Consider the following 25,338-nt stretch of genomic DNA (forward strand, 5'->3'; position numbering starts at 1 on the left):
TGCAGCGGCACTTTCCAGCCCCCCGGAGGAAACCCTAAACCCCAAAGCACTTCCTTCCCTAATTAAGAAACATTAACTTGACGTAAAGGTAAGCCTAAGTAAGGGTAGGCTGTGCTTGGTTTTTTGCCAGCTATTACCGAACGCAAGGATTCCCCTCTTGACATCGCTGCACACAATAAACGATCCATCCATCGCCGAACTCGAATTTGGTTCCGGCGTGGAGGAGGCTCTAGCCGCCAGCAATTACCTGTTCAATTCCGCCAATTCGGCCCGCTATGTGGCCGATGTTCTCCAAGGCGTTAACCTGGTGGCGACCACTGTGTCACGCACCACCCGGCCCTTCACCGGGGCCACCCCGGCCGAATTATCCGCCCGGGTTGAAGCGGTCGACCTGGAACAGCCGCTGGAGGACACGGCGGCCGCCCTGACAGAGCTTGAATCCCTGTACCTCAGGGACGCCGTCTACTTCCACGACACGAAATACGCGGCCCACCTGAACTGCCCCGTGGTGATCCCCGCACTGGTCGGCGAGGCGGTGTTGTCGGCCGTGAATTCATCCCTGGACACGTGGGATCAAAGCGCTGGTGCCACGATGATCGAGCGCCGCCTCATCGATTGGACCACCGAGCGGCTTGGGCTGGGCCCGGATAGCGACGGCGTGTTCACCAGTGGGGGCACGCAGTCCAATCTGCAGGCAATGCTGATCGCCCGGAACCACGCGGTGGCATGTTTGCGCCTGGATCCTGCCAACGCAGAATTGCGTCTTCCGGCCCTGTTGGACCGGCTAAGGATCTTCACCTCCGGTGCCAGCCATTTCAGCATCCGCAAGTCAGCTTCCATGCTGGGCCTGGGGTATGACGCCGTGGTTGACATAGAGTGCGACGACAACCGGCGCATGGATCCCGCGGCGCTGGCCAGGGAACTGGCCGTTTGCCAGGCGGAAGGTCTCATTCCCCTTGCCGTGGTGGCCACGGCCGGCACCACTGACTTTGGCAGCATCGACCCCTTGCGGGAGGTGGCGGCCCTCAGCCGGGCGCACGGCAGCTGGTTCCATGTTGATGCCGCCTATGGCGGAGGGCTCATCACATCTTCAAGGTATCGACATCTCCTTGATGGGATTGGCCTGGCCGACTCCGTCACGATTGACTATCACAAGACGTTTTTCCAGCCCGTCAGCTCCAGCGCCCTGCTGGTCCGCGAAGGCGCCAAACTAGGTCACGTCACCTACTACGCCGACTACCTCAACCCGGAAAGCGCAGCCCGGGCCAACGTTCCCAACCAGGTGGACAAGAGTATTCAAACCACCCGGCGCTTTGATGCACTCAAACTGTGGTTGACCTTGCGAACCATGGGCGCAAACGGCGTCGGGGCACTGTTTGATGAAGTGATTGACCTAGCCGCGCGCACCGGCGAATTGCTGGAGGCCCACCCGGACTTTGAGTTGGCCGCGAGCCCTGCGTTGAGCACATTGGTGTTCCGCTACAAGCCCGCCGGCAGCTCCAATGCCGACGCCGACATCCTCAACCCGCTAATCCGCTCAGCCGTTTTCGCATCCGGGGAGGCCGTGGTGGCAGGAACCAAAATGGATGGCCACCACTTCTTGAAGTTCACCCTCCTCAACGCCGAAACCACGCTTGGAGATATGAATCAGATCATCGAACTTCTGCGCAGCACCGGCGAGTCGCTGCGCAGCTCCGGAATCATCGCTGGGGGCGCAGCATGAGCGCCGCAAATTTTGGTACAGGAGTCACAACTTTCCCTCGAATCTACGACGTCGCCGGGATTGGCGTTGGCCCCTTCAACTTGGGACTGGCCGCTCTCGCCGCACCAGTGGACGGCCTGGACGCCGTGTTTTTGGAGCAACGCAGGGGATTTGATTGGCACCCAGGCATGATGTTGGAATCGGCGCACCTGCAGGTGCCCTTCATGGCCGATCTAGTCACCTTGGCAGACCCCACCTCGCGCTATTCGTTCCTGAATTATCTCAAAGAGGCTGGCAGGCTCTACCCGTTCTATATTCGGGAGAACTTTTACCCGCTGCGGGCTGAATACAACCAGTACTGCCAGTGGGTCGCCAATGAGCTTCCCAATGTCCGCTTTGGCGTCACCGTTCAGCGGATCACGTTCGCCGACGGCATCTATGAGCTGCACTCCATGGGTCCGGAGGGGGCCGAGGTGGTGAGGGCTAGGCGACTGGTGCTCGGCACAGGTACTTCTCCCCACATTCCTGAGGCTGGCGCCGGTCTCGTTTCTGACGGGGGGCTGGTGCTGCACAACTCTGAGTATCTGGCCCGGCGGGAGGAACTGGTGCGCCAGCCCAGCATCACCATTGTGGGGAGCGGACAAAGCGCAGCTGAGATCTATTACGACCTGCTGGGTGAGATCGACATCCATGGATACCAGCTGAATTGGGTGACCCGGTCTGGCCGTTTCTTCCCTCTTGAGTACAGCAAGCTGACCCTGGAGATGACCTCACCCGAGTACGTGGACTACTTCCATGCCCTGCCTGAGCGGACGCGCGATCGGCTGAACGCCAACCAGAAGAACCTCTACAAGGGGATCGACGCGGAACTGATCAATGACATTCACGAACTGCTCTACACCAAAAGCGTGGCCGGCCCCGTCCGCACGTCGCTGCTGACACAAGCCGCACTTTCAGGAGGTAGCTACGACCCTGTCAATGACAACCACCGGCTGGATTTCAAGCACCAGGAACTTCAGGAGGATTTCAGCTTGGAGAGCGCCGCCGTGGTTCTAGCCACCGGCTACAGCTACCGGGAACCGGCCTTCCTGAGCGGCATTTACCAACGCATTCGCCGTGACTCGAACGGGCGTTTCGACGTTGGGCGCAACTACGGGATTGGCGCGGCGGCCGAGGACATCTTTGTTCAAAATGCCGAACTCCACACCCACGGCTTCGTCACTCCCGATCTGGGGATGGCTGCCTACCGCAATTCCTGCATCCTCAGGGAAATCACCGGCCGGGAGGTCTATCCGGTGGAGCGCAGCATCGCCTTCCAACACTTTGGTGTGCCGCAACGAACGGTGGTGCCCGCATGAGATTTTCCTTCCGGCCGGTGAATCCGGCAGCCGACGCCCCACTGCTGCACTCCTGGGTGGGCATGGACTACGCCCGCTTTTGGGGCATGCAGTCCGCCACCCTGGCCGAGGTTCGCGCCGAATACGAGAACATCCAGTCCTCGGGCCACCACACAGCCATCCTCGGGATGGAAGACGGGAATCCCGTGTTCCTCATGGAAAGCTACGATCCCACCCGTTCTCCACTTCATGGGCTCTATGACGCAGAAGCGGGCGACATTGGCATGCACCTGCTGGTAGCTCCCCCGCTCCGCCCCCGCCCGGGTTTCACCACAGCAGTGATGTCCGCCGTACTGGACACGCTGTTCGCCGATCCCACAGTGGAACGCGTAGTGGTGGAGCCAGACGCCACCAACCACAAAATCCACATCCTTAACGCCCGCCTTGGTTTCCGTAAGCACGCCTTGGTTCGGCTGCCAGACAAGGAAGCCTGGCTGAGCCTGTGCACACGGGAAAACTTCCGTGACGCCGCGCTCCTGCCAACAACCCAGACCGCTTCCGAAGGAGCTATCCGATGACCGCCACACTAAGCGATCCTGTCACCACGTCCGCAACCACGGGAATTGGGGCTGGCCACGCGCGCCAGGACGTGGAGCATCTCACGCCCGAGCGCTGGGCCATAGCCAATCGCCACGTTCTCCGAAAAGCACTGTCGGAATTCGCCCACGAACGGCTGATTGTCCCGATTCCGGAGGGCAACAACAGCTATCTTCTGGCCAGCGACGACGGCGCGATCGAGTACCGGTTCACGGCCCGCCGGCTGCAGCTGGACCACTGGGCCATCGACGGCGCATCCATCCACCGGACACGGCGCGGCACCGTGCCGTCCCAGGGGCTTGCCTTGGACGTCCTGGACTTCATCACCGAGTTCCGCGGCACGCTGGGAGTCCGCGAGGACATGCTGCCGCTCTATCTCGAGGAAATCAGCAGCACCCTGGCCAGCCACGCCTACAAACAGCTGGCTGACCGTCCATGTTCGGCCGAGCTTGCCAAGGGTGTCAGCGCGGGCGTCAATCCGGCGGCCGACTTTCAGATGATTGAAATGGCCATGACGGAGGGGCACCCCTGCTTTGTGGCCAACAACGGCCGGATGGGTTTCGGCATCACCGACTACCGTGGCTTCGCACCTGAGGCTGGTGCCCCGGTTCGGCTTCAGTGGCTTGCCGTGCACCATTCAAAGGCCGTCTTCTCCGCCAGTGCGGGGCTCGAATACCGAGCCCATTTCGAGGCCGAGCTCGGCGCCGCGGCCCTGGCCAACTTTGACTCTGAGCTGACGGCGCTCAGTGTGGACCCGGCGGACTATCTTCTGATGCCGGTTCATCCCTGGCAGTGGGAAAATAAACTGGCCGTGACCTTTGCGGCCGAAATCGCCCTACGCCACCTCATCCCACTGAGTCGTGGAAGCGAGGACTATCAGGCACAGCAATCCATCAGAACCTTTTTCAACACCTCCACGCCGGAACGCTGCTACGTCAAGACGGCCTTGTCGGTACTGAACATGGGCTTCATGCGGGGCCTGTCCCCTGCCTACATGAAAGCCACACCGGCCATCAACGACTGGCTGTTCACCTTGATCGGGGCGGATCAGACCCTGATGCATCACGGGTTGACCATGATCCGGGAAAAAGCCGCCTTGGGATACCACAATGCCTACTTCGAGGCCGCCTCCATCAAGGGCTCCCCGTACCGGCAGATGCTCTCGGCCCTGTGGCGGGAAAGCCCGCTGCCGCTCCTGGGGCCTGGCCAGCAATTGGCGACCATGGCGTCGCTGCTTCATGTGGACGGCGCCGGGGTGCCTCTCGCCTCGGAATTGATCCGTCGCTCCGGGCTGGGCGCGACACAATGGCTGCGCCGCTATCTCCATGCCTACCTGGTGCCCGTGGTGCACTGCCTGTTCCGCTACGAGCTCGCGTTCATGCCGCACGGGGAAAACGTCATTCTGGTGTTGGAGCATGGCGTGCCGGTGCGTGCAATCATGAAGGACATCGGCGAGGAGATCGCCCTCATGGGCGACGACGTCGAGGTACCTGATGAAGTGTCCCGAATCAAGGTGGCCATTCCGGAGGGCGAACGGGTTCTAGCCGTCTTCACCGACGTCTTTGACTGCATCTTCCGGTTCCTTGCCGCAACACTCGTCGAAGATGGGGCGCTCAGCGAGGACGAATTCTGGGGCACGGTGGCCGCCGTCGTACACGGCTACCAGAGTGACCACCCCGAATTGGCCGAGGCGTTTGCACGGCACGACCTCTTCGCCGACGAATTCGATCTCTCCTGCCTGAACCGGCTGCAGTTGCGCAACAACAAAAACATGCTGGATCTGGGCGACCCGTCAGGCGGGCTGCAGATGGCCGGCAAGCTTGCCAATCCGCTGGCCGCCTTCCGGTAGCACCTGCGCGCGCATCACCCGCCCGTCCCGCGTACTAGTGCTGAGGCGGCATTTCCGTCGAGCCAGACCCAGCCCCGTTAAATCAGACGTGGGGGTGGGTCTGACTCGAGGCATGCACCGGGACAGGGCAGCACTACATGGCCCGCAATACCGGCAGCAAGGCATCGATGACGGAAGGCTCCTCTATGGTTGAGGGCACCGTGTAATCGTCACCGTCGGCAATTTGGCGCATGGTTTTGCGCAGGATCTTCCCGGAACGGGTCTTGGGCAGGGCCTCAACCACGGTTGCATTCTTGAAATCCGCCACGGGCCCAATCTCGCGCCGCACCAAGGCCACCAGCTCCTTTTCCAACGCCTCCGGCGCTATGCTCAGGCCGGATTTGAGGACCACGAATCCCACAGCCTTTTGTCCCTTGAGTACATCGGCAACACCAATCACGGCACACTCGGCCACGGCCGGGTGGGTGCCGATGACCTGCTCGATCGCACCCGTGGAGAGCCGGTGCCCGGCCACATTGATGACATCGTCGGTGCGGCCCATGACAAACACGTAACCGTCCTGGTCCTGGTAGCCGGAATCGCCCGTAAGGTAAAAACCGGCGAAGGCACTTAGGTATGAATCGATGAAGCGCTGATCGTCATTCCACAGCGTGGGCAGCGTGCCGGGAGGCAACGGCAGCCCCAGCACAAGGTTTCCTTCTTCGCTCGTTGCCACGTCATTGCCCATGCCGTCCACGATCCGCAGGTCAAAGCCCGGCATAGGCACAGACGGTGAACCTGCCTTGAGCGGCAGGGGCTCCAGGCCGCGCGGATTGCCCACAATTGGCCAACCGGTTTCGGTCTGCCACCAGTGGTCCACCACCGGCACTCCCAGAACCTTGCCGGCCCAATGATAGGTGTCGGTGTCGAGCCGCTCACCCGCGGTGAACAGCGTTTGGAGGCTGCCGACGTCGAACTTCTTCAGCAGCTCCGCGTCCGGGTCCATCTTCCGGATGGCCCGCAGCGCCGTGGGTGCCGTGAACAGCGCCTTGACCTTGTGCTGCTCAATGACGCGCCAAAACGCGCCGGCGTCGGGGGTGCCCACAGGTTTGCCCTCATACATCACGGTGGTTGCCCCTGCCAGCAAAGGTCCGTAGACAATGTAGGAATGCCCCACGACCCAACCAACGTCCGAGGCTGTCCACCAGACATCGCCCGGGCCAATGTCGTAGTGATTGGCCATGGTCCACAAAAGTGCGACGGCGTGACCCCCGTTATCTCGGACCACGCCCTTGGGCGCACCGGTGGTCCCAGACGTGTAGAGAATGTAGAGGGGATCACTGGCCTTCACGGGCACGGGCGCCGCGGGCTCTGCGTCTGCGAGCGCGGCATCCCAATCAACTCCATTCAAGCCGAGGGCGGCGGGATCGGCTGCGAAACCGTCGCGATGCTTGATGATGACAGGTAGTTGCGGGACCCCGGCCTTCTGAAGTGCCTCCTGAGTTGTAGGCAGGTATTCGACCCGCCGTGCGGGCTCCAGTCCTCCCGAGGTGGTGACCAAGACAGTGGGTCCCGCGTCTTGGATGCGGACCGCAAGTTCGCTCGCGGCAAATCCGCCAAACACTACGGAGTGGATGGCGCCCAGCCGGGCAGTGGCCAGCATGGCGATGGCTGCCTCGGGGATCATGGGCATGTAGATCAGTACCCTGTCCCCCTTGCCTACACCCTGGGCACGCAGTACCCCGGCGAAGCGGGCCACAAGGTCTGTGAGCTCCCTATAGCTATAGCTGCGTTGTGTGCCCTGCATGGCGGAATCGTGAATCAGGGCAGGCTGCTCTCCCCGCCCGGCTGCGACATGCCTGTCGAGGGCGTTGTAGCAAGTATTGAGTTCGCCATCGGCAAACCAGCGTCCGTTGGGAGCATCTTCCTTGTTGTGCCCTTGGCTGGGCGGCACCACCCAATCCACGGCCTGCGCAGCTTGAAGCCAGAACCCGTCTGGATCACTGATGCTGCGCTGGTATTCGTCCCTGTAACTGGGGGCGTTTGATGCCATGGTGTTTCTCCATCCACGTTGATGTGATGTGAGCCATGCTACATGCGTGTCGTTAGGCACGACAAGCACGAATGTATACACGAAATGAATTTACCTGAGAAATTTCGCAGAATTTGCCTCTTGAGACTGTTCTTTGTATACACTGAGCGAGTATTGTGTTCCGTAATGGGCATCTGGTTGTGACTCCGGGTGCCTGAATCCAAAGGAGGGTCCATGCGAGCGAGTGAACGCGCCTATGCAACCTTGCGTAGCGAGATCATCGACTGGAAGCTCACCCCGGGCACTGTCCTGGGAGAAGTTGAACTCTCCGAACGCTTGGGTGTGTCCCGCACCCCCATTCGTGAGGCGCTCGCAAAGCTGACCGCCGAGGGGTTGACGGAACCGCAGAGCGGGCGCGGAATGGTTGTTAGCGAGATTTCCCTCGACCACCTCAATGAGCTCTTCGAACTTCGCTCGGCCCTTGAATGCAGGGCGGCCGAATTGGCGGCCCAGCGATGTGAGCCGGGGATCTTTCTGGCACTCCACCAGCAGCTCACCAATGCCGGTGAGTTGATTACGGCTCAGGACCCCACACGTACTGACTATTACCAGCTGGCAGGTGACCTCGATGCAGCCGTGGATGCCGCCGTCGGCAACCACTACCTGAATCTGGCGCTGAAGAACCTGCGCGTCCATCTTGTCCGTGTCCGCCGCTTGGGCAAGGACAACCCCACCCGACTCCGCGACGCAGCCCGCGAACATGCGGCGATTGCCCTTGCCATTGCCCACGGCAACCCCACTGTGGCAAGTGCCGCAACTACCGTCCATCTGGACAACAGCCTGCGCCACCTGCTGAGCACCACACACTGAACCACTGAAAACACTTTTTGTATCACCCTGTGAAAGGAACACCATGACCATTGAGCACAACGTCCGCGTTTACAAGAGTGAAGAGAAGCTGGCTCGCGAGGACCAGCTGGCACACAAGATCGCAACTGTGGCCGCCGATCCCGTAGAGGTGACGGCTGAGGTTACCGACATGATCATCAACCGCGTGATCGACAACGCCTCCGTGGCCATCGCGTCCCTGAACCGTGGCCCCATCGTTGCGGCCCGCGCGCAGGCGCTGACGCATGCTCCCTCCACGGGCGGCTCCGGTGCGTCAGTCTTTGGCATTGCAGAGAAGGTATCCCCCGAGTGGGCGGCCTGGGCCAATGGCGTTGCCGTGCGCGAGCTCGACTACCACGACACCTTCCTTGCTGCCGAGTACTCACACCCCGGGGACAACATCCCGCCCATCCTGGCCGTCGCCCAGCACACGGGTGCCTCGGGTGCTGACCTGGTCCGTGGCATTGCTACCGGCTACGAGATCCAGGTTGACCTGGTGAAGGCCATTTGCCTGCACAAGCACAAGATTGACCATGTTGCCCATCTCGGCCCGTCGGCCGCCGCAGGCATTGGCACCTTGCTGAACCTTGAGGTGGAGACCATCTTCCAGGCCGTGGGCCAGGGCCTGCACACCACAACTGCCACCCGTCAGTCACGCAAGGGCGAGATCTCCACGTGGAAGGCACACGCTCCCGCATTTGCCGGCAAGATGGCTGTCGAGGCTGCGGACCGTGCCATGCGCGGGCAGACCTCACCGGTGCCGATCTATGAGGGTGAAGATGGGGTTATCGCCTGGATGCTCGACGGCGCTGACGCCCAGTACACCGTGCCCCTTCCCGCCGCTGGTGAAGCCAAGCGCGCCATCATGGACACGTACACCAAGGAACACTCCGCCGAGTATCAGGCGCAGGCGTGGATCGACCTTGCCCGCAAACTCCACCGCGAGCACCCGGAAGCCACCGACCCGGCGAACGTTGCGAGCGTGCTCATCAAGACCAGCCACCACACCCACTACGTGATTGGCTCCGGCGCCAACGATCCGCAGAAGTACGATCCCACCGCCTCACGCGAAACCCTTGACCACTCCATCCCGTACATCTTCACGGTGGCCCTGCAGGACGGTGCATGGCACCACGTTGACTCCTACTCCCCGAGCGTGCCGGCCGCCCCGACACCGTGGAGTTGTGGCACAAGGTCACCACGGAGGAGGACGCCGAATGGACGCGCCGCTACCACTCCCTGGACATTGCCGAGAAGGCCTTTGGCGGCACGGTGGTCATCACCCTCAACGACGGCACTGTCATCACGGATTCCATCGCCGTGGCCGACGCGCACCCGCTCGGTGCCCGCCCGTTCGCCCGTGAGCAGTACATCAACAAGTTCCGTACATTGGCCGCAGGCCTGGTGGAGGAAGCCGAGATCAACCGCTTCATTGCGGCGGCTGAGAACTTGCCCAACCTTGCCGCGGGCGAACTGAACCAGCTGAACATCACGGCAGCCCCCGGCGTCGTGGATCTGGCCGCCGCACCCAAGGGTCTGTTCTAACATGCTGTATTCGAAGAAGACTCCCGAGCAGAAGCGCCGTGACCTGCGCGCCATGCTGGTTCCCGGTGCCGCAGTGCAGTTCCCGGGCGCGTTCAACCCGCTCTCGGCCCGCCTCATAGAGGAAAAGAAGTTCGACGGCGTCTACATCTCCGGCGCTGTCCTCGCCAACGATCTGGGATTGCCGGACATCGGCATGACCACGCTGACCGAGGTGGCGGCCCGCGGCGGGCAGATTGCCCGCATGACGGATCTGCCCTGCCTCATCGACGCCGACACCGGCTTTGGTGAGCCCATGAACGTTGCGCGCACCATCCAGGAGCTGGAAAATGCGGGGTTGGCCGGTTGTCATATTGAGGACCAGTTCAACCCCAAACGCTGCGGCCACCTGGACGGCAAGAACATGGTGGATCTGGACACGGCGGTCAAGCGCATTGCCGCCGCCGCCGACGCCCGTCGTGATGAAAACTTCTTGATTATGGCCCGAACCGACATTCGCGCCGTGGAAGGCCTGGACGCGGCCATTGACCGTGCCAAGGCCTTGGTCGACGCCGGAGCGGATGCCATCTTCCCGGAGGCCATGAAGAGTGTGGCCGAATTCGAGGCTGTATGCAACGCAGTCAATGTTCCGGTCCTGGCGAATATGACAGAGTTTGGCAAGAGCGAGCTGTTCAACCGTGAAGACCTTGCCAGCGCTGGCGTGGCCATGATCATTTACCCCGTGACCCTGCTGCGCAGCGCCATGGGTGCGGCAGAGCGGGTACTGGACGCGATCAGCGCCGAAGGAACACAGGAATCGACTGTGCCAGACATGCTGACAAGGGCGCGTCTTTATGATCTGGTTGACTATGAGGCGTACAACCAGTTTGATACCGGCATCTTCAACTTCCAGGTTCCCGGCCTGGACATCGGGCGCAACAGCGCAAACCTTTAGGCATCAACTCTTTTCGAAGAAGGAGTACCAACTGTGAGTGACGAAGACGTACGTAAGGGTCTTGCCGGCGTCGTTGCCGATTACACCGCCGTTTCCAAGGTAAACCCGGATTCCAATTCGCTGCTGTACCGCGGCTATCCGGTGCAGGAATTGGCGGCCAGCAAGTCCTTTGAGGAAGTGGCCCTGCTGCTGTGGACCGGCGAGCTGCCAACAGATGTGGAGCTGGCCGCGTTCGAAGCCTTTGAACGCGCCAACCGTGCCCTCGATCTTAATGTTCGGGCCGCCATTGACCTCCTGCCGCTGGATTGCCACCCGATGGATGTGGCCCGCACGGCCGTTTCCGTACTCGGCGCCAACCATCCGTTGGCGGAGGAGTCCTCCCCTGAGGCAGAACTGGAGAAGGCCAAGTCCCTTTTTGCGCATTTCCCGGCCGTCGTCGCTTACGACCAGCGCCGCCGTCGTTCCCTGCCTTTGGTGGAACCCCGCGCAGAACTTGACTACTCGCAGAACTTCCTGTGGATGACTTTTGGCGAGGAGGCCGCCCCGGCCGTAGTGGACGCCTTCCGCGTCTCAATGGTGCTCTACGCGGAGCACTCCTTCAACGCCTCCACTTTCACGGCCCGGGTCATCACCTCAACCCTGTCGGATCTGCATTCGGCTGTCACGGGTGCCATTGGAGCATTAAAGGGTCCGTTGCACGGTGGCGCCAACGAAGCTGTCATGCATACCTTTGACGAGATTGGCATCCGCAAGGAGGAATCGCGTGAGGAGGCGGCCGCGCGCGCCAAGGCGTGGATGGAGGACGCCCTGGCCGCGAAGAAAAAGGTCATGGGCTTCGGCCACCGCGTCTACAAGCACGGTGACTCCCGTGTGCCCACCATGAAAGGTGCGCTGGATAAGATGATTGCGCACTTTGAACGGCCGGAAATACTGGGGCTGTACGACGGTCTGGAACAGGCCATGGACGAGGCGAAGCAAATTAAGCCGAACCTGGACTACCCGGCCGGGCCCACATACCACCTCATGGGTTTTGACACCGACATGTTCACGCCCATCTTCATCGCCTCGCGCATTACGGGGTGGACGGCGCACATCATGGAGCAGCGGGCAGCGAACTCACTCATCCGCCCGCTCAGCGCCTACAACGGTGTGGATGAGCGGCACGTGGGCTAACTGCAGATGCTGGGCCAACGGCGGGAGGCAACCTTTTCACGAAGGGTTGCCCCCGCCGTCGGGCTTTAACGAACCCTGCGGCGGTAGGGTGAGTGGCATACCTTGAAAACAGTGTCGTTGAGAAGGAGCATCGTGGAAAAATCATCCCTGACAGCCCTGGCTCGGGAACTCATGGTTTCCGCCAAGGCCAAGAACAGCGGCCGCAGCGCCCGAACAGTCTTTGGCGGTCACGAGCGGATCCTGCGGCAGACGGTTGTTGCCCTGACAGCGGGCTCGTCCCTTGATGACCACGACAACCCGGGCGAGGCAACAATCCACGTGCTCAGCGGCCGGATCCTCTTGAAATGTGGCGAGGTTCAGTGGGAGGGCTCCCCAGGCGACCACCTGGTGGTGCCGCTGGCCCGCCATCGTGTCGATGCCGTCGAGGATTCGGCGTTCCTGCTGACGGTGGCGAAACCTTAGCCGCCTGCACGAACGTGAACTAGCTGCCCGTGTTTTCCGCTGGGACGGCTCCCCGGGGCGGGGTGTGGTTGCTTGAGGCGACCGTTTCGTTGTCGTCGTTGAGGACTACGCGCCAATGGCCGCGCTCGCCCGAAAGGAACGCCGGAAGCCAGTGACTGGCATCTGCCCACATCTGCGCGTGGGGCAGCTTCGCCACCGGATGCCATTGTGGCGTAATTTCATCGCTTTCAACAGCTTCGCCATCGAAATCCCGGCACAAATACACCGTGGTGAACATGTCCCATTCAGGTTTCGCGGGGAATTCGAACGCCACGGTGCCCGCGGGAATCAGGTCCATCGCGCCAACGACGAGGCTCGTTTCCTCGGCCACTTCCCGGCAAATCGCCGCAACAGTGCTCTCGCCCGGCTCCACATGGCCGCCAATTCCCACAACTTTTCCCGCGCCAAAGCCGGTCTTCTTCAGTCCCAGCAGCACCTCTTCACCGGCACTGCCATCACGCAGGAGGAAACACAGGGTTACGGGAGCACTCATGCAACCAGCCTATGGCACCAGCGAACTTCGCCGTACTGGCAAGGATTTTGACACATTTTCACGGTACAGTTCGACTTCACAAATAGGTGATGTGTGTCAAATAACAAATATAGATTTTGCATAGTGAAACTTTTGTTCAATGTGCTTCGCACCACACATCGCGCCCTCCTAATGTCATCTCATGCCCGCTGCGATTTCTGCCAGGGCCCCACTTGACCATCATCCCTGGAGGAACCGTGAAGTTCTCACGCATGCTCGCCGTAGCTACACTGGCCGCCCTGGCCTTGACCAGCTGCGCACCCCCAACATCCAACAACGCTGCATCAACGCAGGACGAAAAGACCGGCACCTTGCGCGTCTGGCTCTTCTCCGAAGTGAACCAGGACCCCAAGTCGGCCGTGGTGAACGCGACCGTCAAGGACTTCGAGGCCTCCCACAAGGACGTCAAGGTCGACGTCCAGTACATCCCCGTTGACACACGCGCAGAGAAGTTCAAGGCCGCCTTCAACGATCCCTCCAGCGCCCCCGACGTAGCCGAGTTCGGCAACACCGACCTGGCCAGCTATGTGGCAGCCGGTGGTCTTGCCGACATCACCTCCAGCATCAAGTCATGGGACGAGGGCAAGGACCTGGACCCGAAGGTCCTGGCCACCACAGCCCTGGACGGCAAGAACTACGGCGTGCCGTGGTTTGTCGGCGTCCGCGCCCTGTACTTCCGCACCGATATCCTCAAGGATGCCGGCGTCGAGGTTCCCAAGACCATGGCCGAAATTGAAACCGCTGCCCGCGCAGTGCGCGCCAAGAACCCCGGCATGCTGGGCATCTCAGTAGGCGGCAAGGCTCAGTTCTCCGCCATGCCGTACCTGTGGGCGCACGGCGGCGCCATTGCCGAAGACGCCAACGGCACGTTCTCCTCGAAGCTGGACACGCCCGAGTCCCAGGCCGGCATCACCGCCTACACCAACCTGATGAAGGATGACATCTGCCCGGCACAGACTTGCGCCGAATTTGGCGGCAACGCCAGTGTCCAGCAGTTCATTGCGGGCAAGGCAGGCATGACCATCGGTGGCGACTTCAACTACAAGGCCATCGCGGCGAGCGAATTCAAGGACAAGTTCGGAGTGGTTCCTGTTCCCGGCGTCGAGGCCGGATCCATTGCCCCCGCTTTTGCCGGCGGCAACAACTTGGGCGTCTTCAAGAGCTCCAAGAAGAGCACCCTGTCCAACGACTTCGTGCAGGCCCTCGCCAGCAAGAAGTCCCAGCTGGCCATGTTCGATGCCATGGGGAACCTGCCCACCTTCACCGATGTACAAAAGAGTGTCGCCGAAAAGAACCCGTACGTGGCACCGTTCATCGACACCATAGCTGCCGGCACCAACTTTGTGCCGATCACCTCCACTTGGTCAACCGTTGACGCCAAGGGCCTGTTCACGAACATGTACCAGCAAGCGGTCACCGGCAAGTCAGATGTTTCCACGGCGGCCAAGGACACCGCAGCAGCCATGAACAAGATTTTCGAAGCCAAGTAGTCACATCATGACCCTTCAACTTCCCGCAAAGTCCTCCCTGCAGGAGTCGAGCCTGCCCACCCCGCCGCGCCGCACCAAGCGCCGCGGCGGGGTGAGCCGGTTTGAGCATTGGCTGTACCTGGCTCCGGCCCTGATCGTGCTGATTGCCCTCATGGGGTATCCGCTGTTCCAGCTGGTCAACGTCTCCCTGTACGACTACCGCCAGGACCAGGTCAGCGGCAACGCGCCCCTGGACTTCATTGGGCTGGGCAACTACCAGACCCTCATGGCGGATCCCGAATTCTGGCAGGTGCTGGCCAACACTGTCATCTTCGCCTCGGCCTGTGTGGTTCTGACCCTTCTGGTGGGCTCCACCCTGGCGGTACTGGCCACCCGGCTGCGCCCCTGGGTCCGCAACACCCTCTTTGCCGTCTCTCTCGGCGCCTGGGCCACCCCGGCCGTCACCGGCAGTGCCGTGTGGTTGTTCCTGTTTGACCCCACCCAGGGCCTGATCAACAAGATGCTGGCCGGCATTGGGCTGAGCCAATTCGTTGATCATTCCTGGACGTATGAGAAGTGGTCTGCGTTCGGGTTAGTGGCCAGCGAGGTTGTCTGGTGCTCGTTCCCGTTCGTCATGGTCACCGTCTATGCCGGCATCCAGGCAATCCCCACCGAGGTCCTGGAGGCTGCACGCCTCGATGGCGCCTCCATGCCGCGCATCTTCTCCAACATCATGCTGCCCATGCTGCGCCCCATCGTCATCATCGTGACCATCCAGTCCATCATCTGGAACTTTAAGATCTTCTCCCAGATCTACATCATGACCAGCGGCGGCGGCATTGCCGGCCAAAACATGGTCTTGAACGTGTACGGCTACCAGCAGGCCTTCGCGGCCAGCCTGTACGGCCTGGGCTCCGCCCTGGGCGTCATCATGACGGTCCTGCTGCTGGTCATCACCCTTGTTTACCTGCGACTACTCAAAAGGAGTGGTGAAGTCCTGTGACAACACTCAAACTGGACGGGCCCGCCAAGCCGGCCACCCGCCGTCGTATCTTCCCCGCCCGCAAGGGCTGGACGGTGAACATCGTTGGCCTGCTCATAGCTGTTGCGGTCGCGTTCCCGCTGTACTGGATGGTGCTTTCGGCCCTGAAGCCGGCCACGGCGCTCGACGCCGGAGACTCCACCCCGTGGACCCTCACCCCGTCCTTTGACTCGTTCGCGAGGGTGCTGAGCGTGAACAACTTTGGCCAGTACTTCATGAACTCGGTCATCGTGGCGCTCAGCGTGGTGGTCCTCTCCACACTATTCGCGTTCCTGGCCGCAGTGGCCTTGACCCGCTACAACTTCAAGATGCGCACCAAGCTGCTCATCATCATCCTCGTGGCCCAGATGGTGCCCGTGGAAGCGCTGACCATTCCGCTGTTCTTCCTGTTCCGCAACTTTGGCGAAAGCATTCCGGCGATCGGCCTGAACCACTTGGGCTCGCTGATCCTGGTGCACGTGGGCTTCTCCATTCCGTTTGCCATCTGGATGCTGCGCGGCTTTGTTGCCGCCGTGCCGCTGGAGCTGGAGGAGGCTGCCAAGCTCGACGGCGCCAGCAGCTTTCGCTTTGTCCGCTCGGTCTTGTTCCCGCTGGTGGCACCGGGCGTTGTGGCATGTTCTGTCTTCGCCTTCATTTCCACCTGGAACGACTTCCTGTTCGCCAAGACTTTCATCATCTCGGCCCAGGAAAACTCCACCCTTCCCATGGCATTGCTGACCTTCTTCAAGCCTGACCAGAACGACTGGGGCGCCATCATGGCCGGCTCGGTCATCATGACCATCCCGGTGCTCATCTTCTTCATTGCCGTCCAGCGCAAGCTCGTCTCCGGCCTGGCCGGCGCCGTCAAGGGCTAAGAAAGGCCTCCCATGCATTCCCTGATCCCCGCCCCCAGCTCCTTCACCGCAACGGGTTCCACCCTGCGCCTTGATGCGGCCACGTCCGTGTCCTCATCTCCCGAACTGGCCGCCGCCCGGCGCTGGTTTGTGTCCGCGCTCGGTGCCGCCACAGGATGGGAGCTGGCGGATGCGCCGGCCGCCACCATCGCCTTCGTCCTGGACCCCGAGGTGGAGCCTGAGGGCTACACACTGACCATTGACACGGCTGTGCGGATCACGGCATCGGACAATGCCGGCGCCATGTACGGTGCCCAGACCCTGCGCCAGCTGCTGGGTCCGGCGGCACTGCGCCAGGCGCCCACGGCCGCGTCCTGGGCATTGCCCACCGCCGTCATCACGGACAGGCCCCGCTTCAGCTACCGCGGGATCATGTTGGATGTGGCGCGGCACTTCATCCCCAAGAATGACGTGCTGCGCTTCATCGATGTCGTCGCCGCGCACAAGCTCAACGTGCTGCACCTGCACCTCACGGATGACCAGGGCTGGCGGGTGGACATCAAGAAGTACCCGCGCTTGACCGAGGTTGGCGCCTGGCGCAAGGAGTCCAATCTGGGCGCCTGGCGGGCGGGCATCTTTGACTCCACCCCGCACGGCGGCTTCTACACGCAGGAAGACCTGCGCGAGATTGTGGCGTTCGCCGCCGCCCGGAACATTACAGTCATCCCGGAAATTGACGTCCCCGGCCACTCCCAGGCAGCCATTGCCGCCTACCCGGAGCTGGGCCTGCCCGGCAAGCCGCTTGAGGTGTGGACCCGGTGGGGCATCAACGAGAACGTCCTGGAACCCACCGCCTATGCGGTGCAGTTCTACAAGGACGTGCTCGATGAGGTCATGGACATCTTCCCCTCCCCCTGGATCAGCCTGGGCGGCGACGAGGTTCCGCTGGATCAGTGGAACGCCAGCCCGTTCGCGCTTCAGGCGGCCGCCGATCTTGGCTACGACTCCGTGGCCGGGCTCCACGGCTGGTTCGTGGGACAGCTGGCCAAGCATCTGCACCAGCACGGGCGCAAGTCCGGCGTGTGGGACGAGATTGGCGACGTCGGCCTGCCCGACGGCGCCCTGGTCGCCTCCTGGCGCGGCTACGAGGGCGGCCTGGATGCCCTCGCCAAGGGCTACGATGTGGTCATGTGCCCCGAACACAAAATGTACTTGGACCACCGCCAGTCTGCCCTGGATGAGGAACCCGTCCCGGTGGGCTACGTCACCACCCTTGAGTCTGTCTACAACTTTGACCCCATGCCCGACGCCGACGGCCGGGACTTCCCGGGCCGGCTGCTGGGTGCCCAGGCCAACATCTGGACGGAGCACCTGCCGTCCGCACGGCGAATTGACTATGCCGCGTTCCCCCGCTTGAGCGCCATCGCAGAAGTGTTTTGGTCCAACCCGGACACACGCGACTACGCTGACTTCGCGGCCAGGCTTTCCCCTGCACACCTGGACCGGCTCTCCGCCATGGGCGTGGAATTCCGGCCACTGGACGGCCCGCACCCCTGGCAGCAGCGCCCCGGCGTTGCAGGCTGGAAGCGAGACTACGAGGCGGAGCAGGCGGCACTCGCCGCTGCAGCGCAGTGAGCGATCCGGAAGACACCAGCGAGAAGCGGAACTCGTCGTCGTCCCTTCGCAAGGCGCTAAGCCTGTTGTCCACCGTGGCCGAACAACCGACAGATCCCGAAGGCATGTCCCTGCTGGAGCTGGCCAAGCGTTCGGGCATCAACAAAAGCACCGTGCTTCGCCTGAGCGCCGCCCTCATCGATGAGAACCTCCTGGAGCGGGACAGGCAAAGCGGCAAGTTCCGTTTGGGCTTTGGCAGTTTGCGGTTGGGGCAGTCGTACCTTGATTCGCTGGACCTGCGCAGTGCCGCCAATGCGGAGCTGCGCTCGTTGATGCGCAAGACCGCCAACACGGTTCACCTGGTGGTCCTCTCCGGCCACGAGGTGGTGTATCTGGACAAGGTGGAGGACGAGGCCACCGTGCGCATGGCATCCCGCGTGGGCGCCACCATGCCCGCCTACTGCACGGCCGTGGGCAAGGCGATCATGGCCTACAGCTCCGAGGAGGTGGTGGCGTCGATCCTGTCTGTGCCGCTTGCTCCCATTACGCCCAAGACCATCACCGACCCGGCTGCGCTGCGTCAGGAGCTCGCAGCCGTGCGCCGCCGCGGCTACGCGATTGATGACAGGGAGAACGAGCCGGAGGTCCGGTGCGTTGCGGCACCCATCTTCAACCACGACGATGTCGTTGTTGCGGCATTGAGCGTCTCCTCGCTGACCTCCCGCATGACACCGGCCAAGGTGCGCGAGGTGGGGCCCATGGCGGCCGCGGTGGGGCTGCGCATCTCGGTGAAACTGGGCTCGCGCCGTGCGGCGGCCCTGCTGACGTAACACCGGCAGGCGTTCCTCCGTCGACGGCGTGCCAAACAGTTGAGGGCCCATGAAATTTCATGGGCCCTCAACTGTTTGGCACGCCGTCAGCGCACTCTGGCGTGGATACGCTTAGTCAATCATCCGCCGCTGCGCGTTCGCCATGGCAGATTTGATGCGCCGCCGCAGAAGCTCGGGGTCCGCCAGATCCGCCCAGACCACCCTGATGAAGCTCCACCCCGCTTCCATGAGTTCGCGTTCACGCAGCCGCTCCTCATAGATGACCTCCTCCGTGGGTTTGAAGTCGAAGTACTTGGTTTTGCCGTCAAACTCCAAGGCCAATTTGATGTCCCACCATGCGCCGTCCACCCGGTAGGCGTTTCCCCGGACAATTATCCGCACTTGGTACTCCGGGGCGGGGATGTCCATTCCTGATATCAGCAGCCTGGTCCGGGTTTCCCCCGCCGACTCTGAGCCGATGTCCAGGGCGGCAATGACCTTCCGCGCCGCCGCAACTCCGCGGTGGCCGGCAAGTGTGCCCAGCAGCGCGAGCATAGCGTCAAGCCTGGCACCTTGGTGCAATCCGCTGTCACCGATGATGACTGCCGTGACAAAGGGGGCCGTCCGGGCACAGTCAACAATTGTCTGCTCCAGCGACGTGAGGCGGACCATCCCCATGTGGCGGTGCCGAATCCGCATCAGCTGTTCCGGTGCCACAGTGCGCCGGTGCACCGTGACGCCCCGAACCTTGCTGGTGGCGGACAACGACGAAGGTGAGCTCACGTGAATCTCGCGGCCTGCATTCCACACCCGCAGCCCCAGCAAACGGGCGGCACTGAGATGGCTGTAACAGGCGTTTGAGTGAGTGGCCAGGGCATGGGCGCGAAGCATAAGCATGTCCTGTTCCCACGGCGTCCTTTGCTGCCACTCCACCATACGGATGTAGACCCCGTGCCTGATGCGAAACAGCAGGCCGCAGGACCTTGCTGCCTTCAACACCTGCGGGCCAAGCCCGGCTGCGGTCAGCTGCGCCGTGTTGGCAATGGTTTTCCCGGCGGGCCAGTCCCGGGTGATTCTGTTGGCCAGATCCCGCGTTTCCATGGATCCAGCATCGCCCTGCAGCCAAACCAATTCAACGTAGGTGCGGCGCGCTTGTGGATAACTACGCCCCGCCAATCCACGACGGCGACACCGCCCTTGCGCCGAGGGCGTGCCAAACAGTTCGGGGCCCATGAAATTTCATGGGCCCTCAGCTGTTTGGCACGCCCTCGAGTGGAGGAGGGACCGGCGTCGAACGCTTGGAGCTGCTAGACGAACTGCCAGATCAAAGCGGCCATGCCGAATCCAACCACCGAAAGCACCGTCTCAAGGACAGTCCAGGTCTTCAACGTGTCCTTGACCGACATGTTGAAGTACTTGGAGATGATCCAGAAGCCGCCATCGTTGACGTGGCTGGCGATAACCGAACCTGACGCGATGGCCATGACAATGAGCGCCATCTGCGGCTGTGAGTACCCGGCAGCGAGAACACTCGGCGCGAGGATGCCGCCGGTGGTCACGATGGCCACAGTTGCCGAACCTTGGGCGATCCGCATGCCAGCCGAGATCACGAATGCGGAGAGCAGGAGAGGCAGACCAGCTGTTGAGAGCGAATCGGCCACGGCCTTGCCAACGCCGGTGGCACCAAGCACGGCACCAAAGAATGCGCCTGCACCAACCACCAGCAAGATCATGCCCACCGGGCGCAATGACGACGACGTCAGCTCGGCCAGTTCATCGCGGTTCATACCGCGGCGGGTGCCCAGCAGCCACATGGCCAACAGCACGGCCACGGTCAGGGCGATGGCCGGGTTGCCCAGGAACTGCAAGGTGGTGCGCAATCCGCTGTCGGGCAGTGCGATGTTGCCGAAGGTGCCGCCCAAAATCAGGATCATCGGGGCACCGATGGCCAGCAGGACCGTTCCCAGCGCAGGGTCACCCAGAGCCTTGGCCTTCTCGGACTCCTCGAGGACGCTGTCCTCGGGGACGTTGACCATGACACGCTTGCCGATCCAGGTTCCCCAGAGAATGCCGGAGGCGAACCAGGCCGGGATTCCGCAGGCCAGGCCCATGATGATGATCCAACCCAGTTCCACATGGAATAGTCCGGCTGCAGCTACAGGTCCCGGGTGCGGCGGCAGGAATGCGTGGGTCACGGACAGGCCGGCCAGCAGCGGCAAGGCATAGAGCGCCAACGACTTTCCACCCTTGACGGCGGCCACGTACACCAGCGGTGCCAGCACAAAGATGCCAATGTCGAAGAAGACGGGGATGCCCAGCACAAAGCCGGTGATACCCATGGCCAGGGGTGTGCCCTTTTCGCCAAAGATTTTAACGAGCCGGCCCAACAGCACCTCGGCACCGCCGGAGCGCTCGAGGATGGCACCCAACACGGTGCCCAGGCCGATGATGACAGTGATGTGGCCCAGGATGCCGGCGAAACCCTTTTCAATGATGGCGTCGCTGCTCTTAGTGGCCGAGCCGACCAGGTCAGGCACGGACACGCCACCAGCCAGGGCCACCAGGACACCCACCACCAACAACGCAATAAACGGTTCCAGCTTGATTTTGATGATCAAGACCAGCAATAAGGCGATGCCCACGCCGGCCAGGAGCAAAAGCCCTGCCGTGTCATGGTGCAGCCAGTTAATGAAATCTGTCATGGGAAAACTTTCGTGACGAAGAAAATTAGCGAAGAATGCTGGTGAACGCTGCGGCGCGTTCTGTGATGTCGGCCCAGGTGCCTGCGGCGACCACGGCGGGGGGAACCACTGCGGTGCCACAGCACACGGCAATGGCCCCGGCCGCCAGGTAGTCATTGGCGTTGGCAGCATCGATGCCGCCGGAGGGCAGCAGCTTCACTCCGGGGTAAGGACCTTGAAGGTCCTTGAGGTATCCCGGGCCCAGGGCGCGGGCCGGGAAGATCTTGACGACGGCGGACCCCAGGTCAAGTGCCATGGCCACCTCTGTGGGGGTCAGGGCACCCAGAGAGAAGGGGATGCCCGCATCTGCGGCCACCTTCGCAACGTCCGGGCGAATGCCGGGGGTGACAAGAAACTGTGCACCGGAATCGATGGCAGCCTTGGCCTGCTCTGCGGTGAGGACCGTGCCTACACCGATGATGGCACCATGCTCTGCCGCTGTTTCTGCAGCCCGGGCAACGTGCTTGAGCAGATTTGGCGTGGTGTAAGTCAGTTCGACGCCGGTGATGCCGCCGGCAACAAGGGCACGGCAAAGCTCGGCAGCGTCTGCAATTTCAGGGGCGCGGACGACGGCGATGGTGCGGTCCGCCTCGAGCCGGGCGATGAATTCGGTGTTGTTCATGGGGTGGATCGTGTTCCTTCCGGTGTACGGCGCAATGCCCGCCCGGCTAGTGCGCCGGTGGGCGCCCCTGCACGGATGGCGGCGGTGCCGTTGACAAAGACGTAGTGGATTCCCGCGGCGCTCTGCCGGGGATTTTGGAATGTGGCGGTGTCGGCTATGGTGTCCGGGTCGAAGAGCACCAGATCGGCTGCGTAGCCTGTACGCACCAGTCCGCGCTCGTGCAACTTCAGCCGGCCGGCCGGCCGGCCTGTCAGGTGGTGGATCATCTCTTCCAACGTGAGCAGACCGAGTGTCCGGCCGTAGTGGCCAAGGAAGCGTGGGAACGTTCCCCACGCCCGTGGGTGCGGTTTGGCGCCGACCAGAATTCCGTCGCTGCCGCCACAATGGGTGCGGTGGACCATGATGGCCTGGACATTTTCCTCGTGCCCCACGTGTTGCAGGATGCCGGTGCCCATCTCATCCCGCAACAAGATATCGACGAAGACGTCAAAGGGGTCGGTTCCGCTGGCTTCGGCAATCTCTGCCACCGTCTGCCCCACGAAGCCGTCCAGTTCCGGGTTCTGCACGCCGGAAATTTCCAGGGTTTCCCATTCGGCGATCACGCCGTGGCAACCATCGGAGCCATAGATTTCCACGTTTTCACGAATCTGGGCCAGCGTATGGGGATCCCGCAAGCGAGCCATCGTGTCGATGCTGCCGCCAGCCGAAGCCCAGCTGGGCAGGATGGCGGAGAGCGTGGTGGCCCCCGGAAGGTAAGGGTACGTGTCAAGGGTGATGTCGACGCCTTCGTCCAGAGCCCTGTCGATGAGTCCGAGCAACTCCGGAGCCCTGCCCTTGTTGGGTGCAAAATTCATGGTGGCGTGTGAGAGGTGCAGCGCGCATCCGGTCAGGCGGCTCAGTTCAATCATCTCGTCGTACGCCTCGAGTGCACCCTTGCCGTAGGAGCGGTGGTGGGGGGCGTAAAAGCCGCCGAACTCGCCCACAATGGAACAAAGCTGCGCTAGTTCCTCGGTGGTCGCGTACATGCCGGGCGTATAGGTCAGGCCCGAGGACATGCCAACGGCGCCTTCCTCCATGGCTTGCCGGATCGCTGCCTGCTGGGCGGCAATCGCGGTGTCGTCCGCAGCATCATCGCCAAAGCCCATGACCATGGCGCGAACCGTACCCTGCGGCACAAGATAAGCGGCATTCGTGGCAATTCCGGTGTCCAGACGGTCCAGGTACTCCCCCACCGTGCGCCAGTTGAAATCGAAGTCGGCTGGGTTTTCATTCCAGCCGGCAATCTTCTGCCGCACACCGGCCAGCGTGAGGTCATCAATCGGGGCGTAGGAGAGCCCATCCTGGCCCAGGAGTTCCGTGGTGACACCCTGGCTGAGTTTGGCCAGGTGGTCCGGGTGGATGAACAGTTGCAGGTCCGAATGCGCGTGCATGTCGATGAACCCGGGGCTGAGGACCAGTCCCGTCGCATCTATGGCGCCGGCTTCCCCTGCATGGGTGCCCGGCGCGGAAATGCTCGCGATCTTCCCGTTCTCCAGGACGACGTCGGCGGCGAACCGTGGCGCGCCGCTTCCGTCAACAACACTGGCGTTGGAAATGACGGTTCGCCCTGCGGGTGCGGTTTCCCTTGTCACGGTTTAGAAGAACGTGTGGATGAGATCCACAACGCGGTTGTCGCTGCCGGCATCGGCCAGGACGGGAATGAGCGTCCACTTATCAAATGCCGTACAGGGGTGGGACAGCCCGAGGCGCACCACGTCCCCGATGTTCAGAACGGTCTTAGCCGGGTCAAAGCGCAGAAAACAGTGCTGGTCGTTGACGGCGCTGATGCTGGCCCCGGAGAGCTCAAGCATTTCACCGCCCAGGGACCGGCCCAGCAGCTGCGGTTCGGGCAGCCCCTCATCGACGGGCATGTCACGCTTCCCGGCATCGAGGATGGCCAGGCCTGCCTCGGGCAAGGAAACCACGCGGGCCCAGGCGTGCATGGCCGAGGTGAAGGGCGCATTGCCCGCTTCAGCCTGCTCTCCCCTGGCGAAGGGGGAAATACCACGGTAGAAACCGTCGTCGTGGACCATGTAGGCGCCGCTGCGGATAATGACATCCACCCGGGCATCGCCAGATGCGCCATCGTTGGAGCAGCCGCCCAGGACGTCAACAACGTCGTCGAAGTAGGCGCTGCCACCTGCCGTGACGATGACATCGGCGCCGTCGGCATAGAGATTCTCACTCAGCAAAAGATCGTGGAGTTCCTTGACGCGTGTCAGGTAGCCGCGCACGGTGGTGAGTGCGCCGAAGTCGGCCGAGTGTGCCAGAGAACCCTCGTATCCGCCGACTCCAACCAATCGAAGATGAGTGGACGCATGGACGGCACGCGCCACGTCCACGGCTTGCGCAACCGTGCGGAGGCCAGTGCGTCCGCCGGTGCCACCGAGCTCAACGATGACGTCGATGACGGAGCCGGGAACGTTGGAAAGCGTGGCTTCTTGAAGTTGCACGGTCTGCAGCGAGTCAACCCAGGAAACTACGGAGAAGGTGGGACTTTGGGCGCCGGCCAGCCACGTGATGGCCTGCGGATCGGTCAGGCTGTTGGCAACCATGACTCGTTGCAAGCCGAAGGCGTGTCCCACGCGAAGCTGTGACGCGTTGGCCAGGGTGATACCCCAGGCGCCCCGAGCCAATTGTTCCCGCCACATTTGCGGGGCCATGGTGGTCTTGCCGTGGGGAGCCAGCAGTACACCCTTGTCGGCGCACCAGTGCGCCATGTGCTCAACGTTGGCACTCATCGCGGCTGAGTCCAGCGTCAACAGCGGCGTTTGCAGATCAGCCAAGGAGACTCCGGAGGCTACATAGGCTCCGGCGCTTTGGCCGTGGGACGCGGCCGGAACTGCCTTGAACTTCCAGCTCAGTTCAATCGAATCCAGCGCATCCACCACGGTATTGTCAATGCCGGGTGCGTTGATGTTGTCCGTTGCCATACTGCCCATTGCTGTTTCCCTTCGCGGGCCAGCTTTCCGACCCATTGCGTATTTTGCAACGCTAGTTGCAAACTCACCAAGAGCATGTCTAACATGGTCAGGATTCACCCGTCAAGGTGAGAATGAGATTCCAAGCACATCAAAGCCTGCTGAAACTCAAGCTGCCTGTG

General features: G+C 62.2%; 20 protein-coding genes and 1 pseudogene. 14 read left to right on the plus strand and 7 right to left on the minus strand.

From position 1 onward, the window contains the following. Nucleotides 1-157: 157 nt before the first annotated feature. The 4 genes from BLV41_RS08105 to BLV41_RS08120 are packed head-to-tail and all read left to right on the plus strand — an operon-like array spanning nucleotide 158 to nucleotide 5,485. Nucleotides 158-1,723, plus strand: a complete 1,566-nt coding sequence (locus tag BLV41_RS08105; RefSeq protein ID WP_280138591.1) for a pyridoxal phosphate-dependent decarboxylase family protein — start codon at nucleotides 158-160, stop codon at nucleotides 1,721-1,723. Further along, a complete protein-coding gene (locus BLV41_RS08110; protein WP_074711289.1) occupies nucleotides 1,720-3,060 on the plus strand; it encodes a lysine N(6)-hydroxylase/L-ornithine N(5)-oxygenase family protein in 1,341 nt (446 codons plus the stop codon). The genes BLV41_RS08105 and BLV41_RS08110 overlap by 4 nt, the downstream gene beginning before the upstream one ends. After that, nucleotides 3,057-3,617, plus strand: a complete 561-nt coding sequence (locus BLV41_RS08115; protein WP_074711290.1) for a GNAT family N-acetyltransferase — start codon at nucleotides 3,057-3,059, stop codon at nucleotides 3,615-3,617. Before BLV41_RS08110 ends, BLV41_RS08115 begins: the two co-directional genes overlap by 4 nt. Then, nucleotides 3,614-5,485 (plus strand): IucA/IucC family protein, encoded by a 1,872-nt coding sequence (locus BLV41_RS08120; protein ID WP_074711291.1) that lies wholly within the window; start codon nucleotides 3,614-3,616, stop codon nucleotides 5,483-5,485. The genes BLV41_RS08115 and BLV41_RS08120 overlap by 4 nt, the downstream gene beginning before the upstream one ends. 133 nt (nucleotides 5,486-5,618) lie before the next feature. Here the strand turns inward: BLV41_RS08120 and BLV41_RS08125 are convergent, their stop codons facing one another. Beyond that, nucleotides 5,619-7,517: an AMP-binding protein gene (locus BLV41_RS08125; RefSeq protein ID WP_074711292.1), complete on the minus strand. Its 1,899-nt coding sequence runs from the start codon at nucleotides 7,515-7,517 to the stop codon at nucleotides 5,619-5,621. A gap of 213 nt (nucleotides 7,518-7,730) precedes the next feature. Here BLV41_RS08125 and BLV41_RS08130 point away from each other — a divergent pair, with 213 nt between their 5' ends. The 5 genes and pseudogenes from BLV41_RS08130 (at nucleotide 7,731) to BLV41_RS08150 (ending at nucleotide 12,495) form a co-directional block, all read left to right on the plus strand. Next, the gene (locus tag BLV41_RS08130) at nucleotides 7,731-8,366 is read left to right on the plus strand and encodes a GntR family transcriptional regulator (protein WP_044571923.1); all 636 of its coding nucleotides are present in this window, start codon (nucleotides 7,731-7,733) and stop codon (nucleotides 8,364-8,366) included. A gap of 43 nt (nucleotides 8,367-8,409) precedes the next feature. Next, nucleotides 8,410-9,929: pseudogene (locus tag BLV41_RS08135) on the plus strand (MmgE/PrpD family protein). A 1-nt stretch (nucleotide 9,930) separates the two neighbouring features. Then, nucleotides 9,931-10,860, plus strand: a complete 930-nt coding sequence (prpB, locus tag BLV41_RS08140; RefSeq protein WP_074711293.1) for a methylisocitrate lyase — start codon at nucleotides 9,931-9,933, stop codon at nucleotides 10,858-10,860. A 33-nt stretch (nucleotides 10,861-10,893) separates the two neighbouring features. Continuing rightward, nucleotides 10,894-12,033 (plus strand): bifunctional 2-methylcitrate synthase/citrate synthase, encoded by a 1,140-nt coding sequence (locus BLV41_RS08145; RefSeq protein WP_044571917.1) that lies wholly within the window; start codon nucleotides 10,894-10,896, stop codon nucleotides 12,031-12,033. Nucleotides 12,034-12,165: 132 nt separating this feature from the next. Then, nucleotides 12,166-12,495 (plus strand): cupin domain-containing protein, encoded by a 330-nt coding sequence (locus tag BLV41_RS08150; protein WP_074711294.1) that lies wholly within the window; start codon nucleotides 12,166-12,168, stop codon nucleotides 12,493-12,495. A gap of 19 nt (nucleotides 12,496-12,514) precedes the next feature. On the opposite strand, the gene BLV41_RS08155 is transcribed toward BLV41_RS08150, so the two are convergent. Continuing rightward, nucleotides 12,515-13,027: an 8-oxo-dGTP diphosphatase gene (locus tag BLV41_RS08155; protein ID WP_074711295.1), complete on the minus strand. Its 513-nt coding sequence runs from the start codon at nucleotides 13,025-13,027 to the stop codon at nucleotides 12,515-12,517. Between the two features lie 236 nt (nucleotides 13,028-13,263). Here BLV41_RS08155 and BLV41_RS08160 point away from each other — a divergent pair, with 236 nt between their 5' ends. The 5 genes from BLV41_RS08160 to BLV41_RS08180 are packed head-to-tail and all read left to right on the plus strand — an operon-like array spanning nucleotide 13,264 to nucleotide 18,854. After that, nucleotides 13,264-14,556 (plus strand): extracellular solute-binding protein, encoded by a 1,293-nt coding sequence (locus tag BLV41_RS08160; RefSeq protein WP_074711296.1) that lies wholly within the window; start codon nucleotides 13,264-13,266, stop codon nucleotides 14,554-14,556. A 7-nt stretch (nucleotides 14,557-14,563) separates the two neighbouring features. Next, nucleotides 14,564-15,538 (plus strand): carbohydrate ABC transporter permease, encoded by a 975-nt coding sequence (locus BLV41_RS08165; RefSeq protein ID WP_074711297.1) that lies wholly within the window; start codon nucleotides 14,564-14,566, stop codon nucleotides 15,536-15,538. 47 nt (nucleotides 15,539-15,585) lie between these two features. Beyond that, complete coding sequence (locus BLV41_RS08170) at nucleotides 15,586-16,431, plus strand: carbohydrate ABC transporter permease (RefSeq protein WP_074713193.1); 846 nt, start codon at nucleotides 15,586-15,588, stop codon at nucleotides 16,429-16,431. Between the two features lie 12 nt (nucleotides 16,432-16,443). Further along, on the plus strand, nucleotides 16,444-18,045 hold the full coding sequence (locus tag BLV41_RS08175; RefSeq protein ID WP_074711298.1) for a beta-N-acetylhexosaminidase: 1,602 nt from the start codon (nucleotides 16,444-16,446) through the stop codon (nucleotides 18,043-18,045). Further along, complete coding sequence (locus BLV41_RS08180) at nucleotides 18,042-18,854, plus strand: IclR family transcriptional regulator (protein WP_074711299.1); 813 nt, start codon at nucleotides 18,042-18,044, stop codon at nucleotides 18,852-18,854. Before BLV41_RS08175 ends, BLV41_RS08180 begins: the two co-directional genes overlap by 4 nt. Nucleotides 18,855-18,965: 111 nt before the next feature. On the opposite strand, the gene BLV41_RS08185 is transcribed toward BLV41_RS08180, so the two are convergent. The 5 genes from BLV41_RS08185 to BLV41_RS08205 form a co-directional block, all read right to left on the minus strand. Beyond that, complete coding sequence (locus BLV41_RS08185) at nucleotides 18,966-19,934, minus strand: type IV toxin-antitoxin system AbiEi family antitoxin domain-containing protein (RefSeq protein ID WP_170835441.1); 969 nt, start codon at nucleotides 19,932-19,934, stop codon at nucleotides 18,966-18,968. Between the two features lie 206 nt (nucleotides 19,935-20,140). Beyond that, nucleotides 20,141-21,535: a GntP family permease gene (locus BLV41_RS08190; protein ID WP_074711300.1), complete on the minus strand. Its 1,395-nt coding sequence runs from the start codon at nucleotides 21,533-21,535 to the stop codon at nucleotides 20,141-20,143. Between the two features lie 25 nt (nucleotides 21,536-21,560). Next, nucleotides 21,561-22,196, minus strand: coding sequence for a bifunctional 4-hydroxy-2-oxoglutarate aldolase/2-dehydro-3-deoxy-phosphogluconate aldolase (locus BLV41_RS08195; protein WP_044571898.1), 636 nt, complete (start codon nucleotides 22,194-22,196; stop codon nucleotides 21,561-21,563). Then, the gene (locus BLV41_RS08200; RefSeq protein WP_074711301.1) at nucleotides 22,193-23,827 is read right to left on the minus strand and encodes an N-acyl-D-amino-acid deacylase family protein; all 1,635 of its coding nucleotides are present in this window, start codon (nucleotides 23,825-23,827) and stop codon (nucleotides 22,193-22,195) included. The genes BLV41_RS08195 and BLV41_RS08200 overlap by 4 nt, the downstream gene beginning before the upstream one ends. A gap of 3 nt (nucleotides 23,828-23,830) precedes the next feature. Further along, the gene (locus BLV41_RS08205) at nucleotides 23,831-25,177 is read right to left on the minus strand and encodes a type III PLP-dependent enzyme domain-containing protein (RefSeq protein WP_083360666.1); all 1,347 of its coding nucleotides are present in this window, start codon (nucleotides 25,175-25,177) and stop codon (nucleotides 23,831-23,833) included. Nucleotides 25,178-25,338: the final 161 nt, after the last annotated feature.

The organism is Arthrobacter alpinus, assembly GCF_900105965.1.
Taxonomy (GTDB): Bacteria; Actinomycetota; Actinomycetes; order Actinomycetales; family Micrococcaceae; genus Specibacter; species Specibacter alpinus.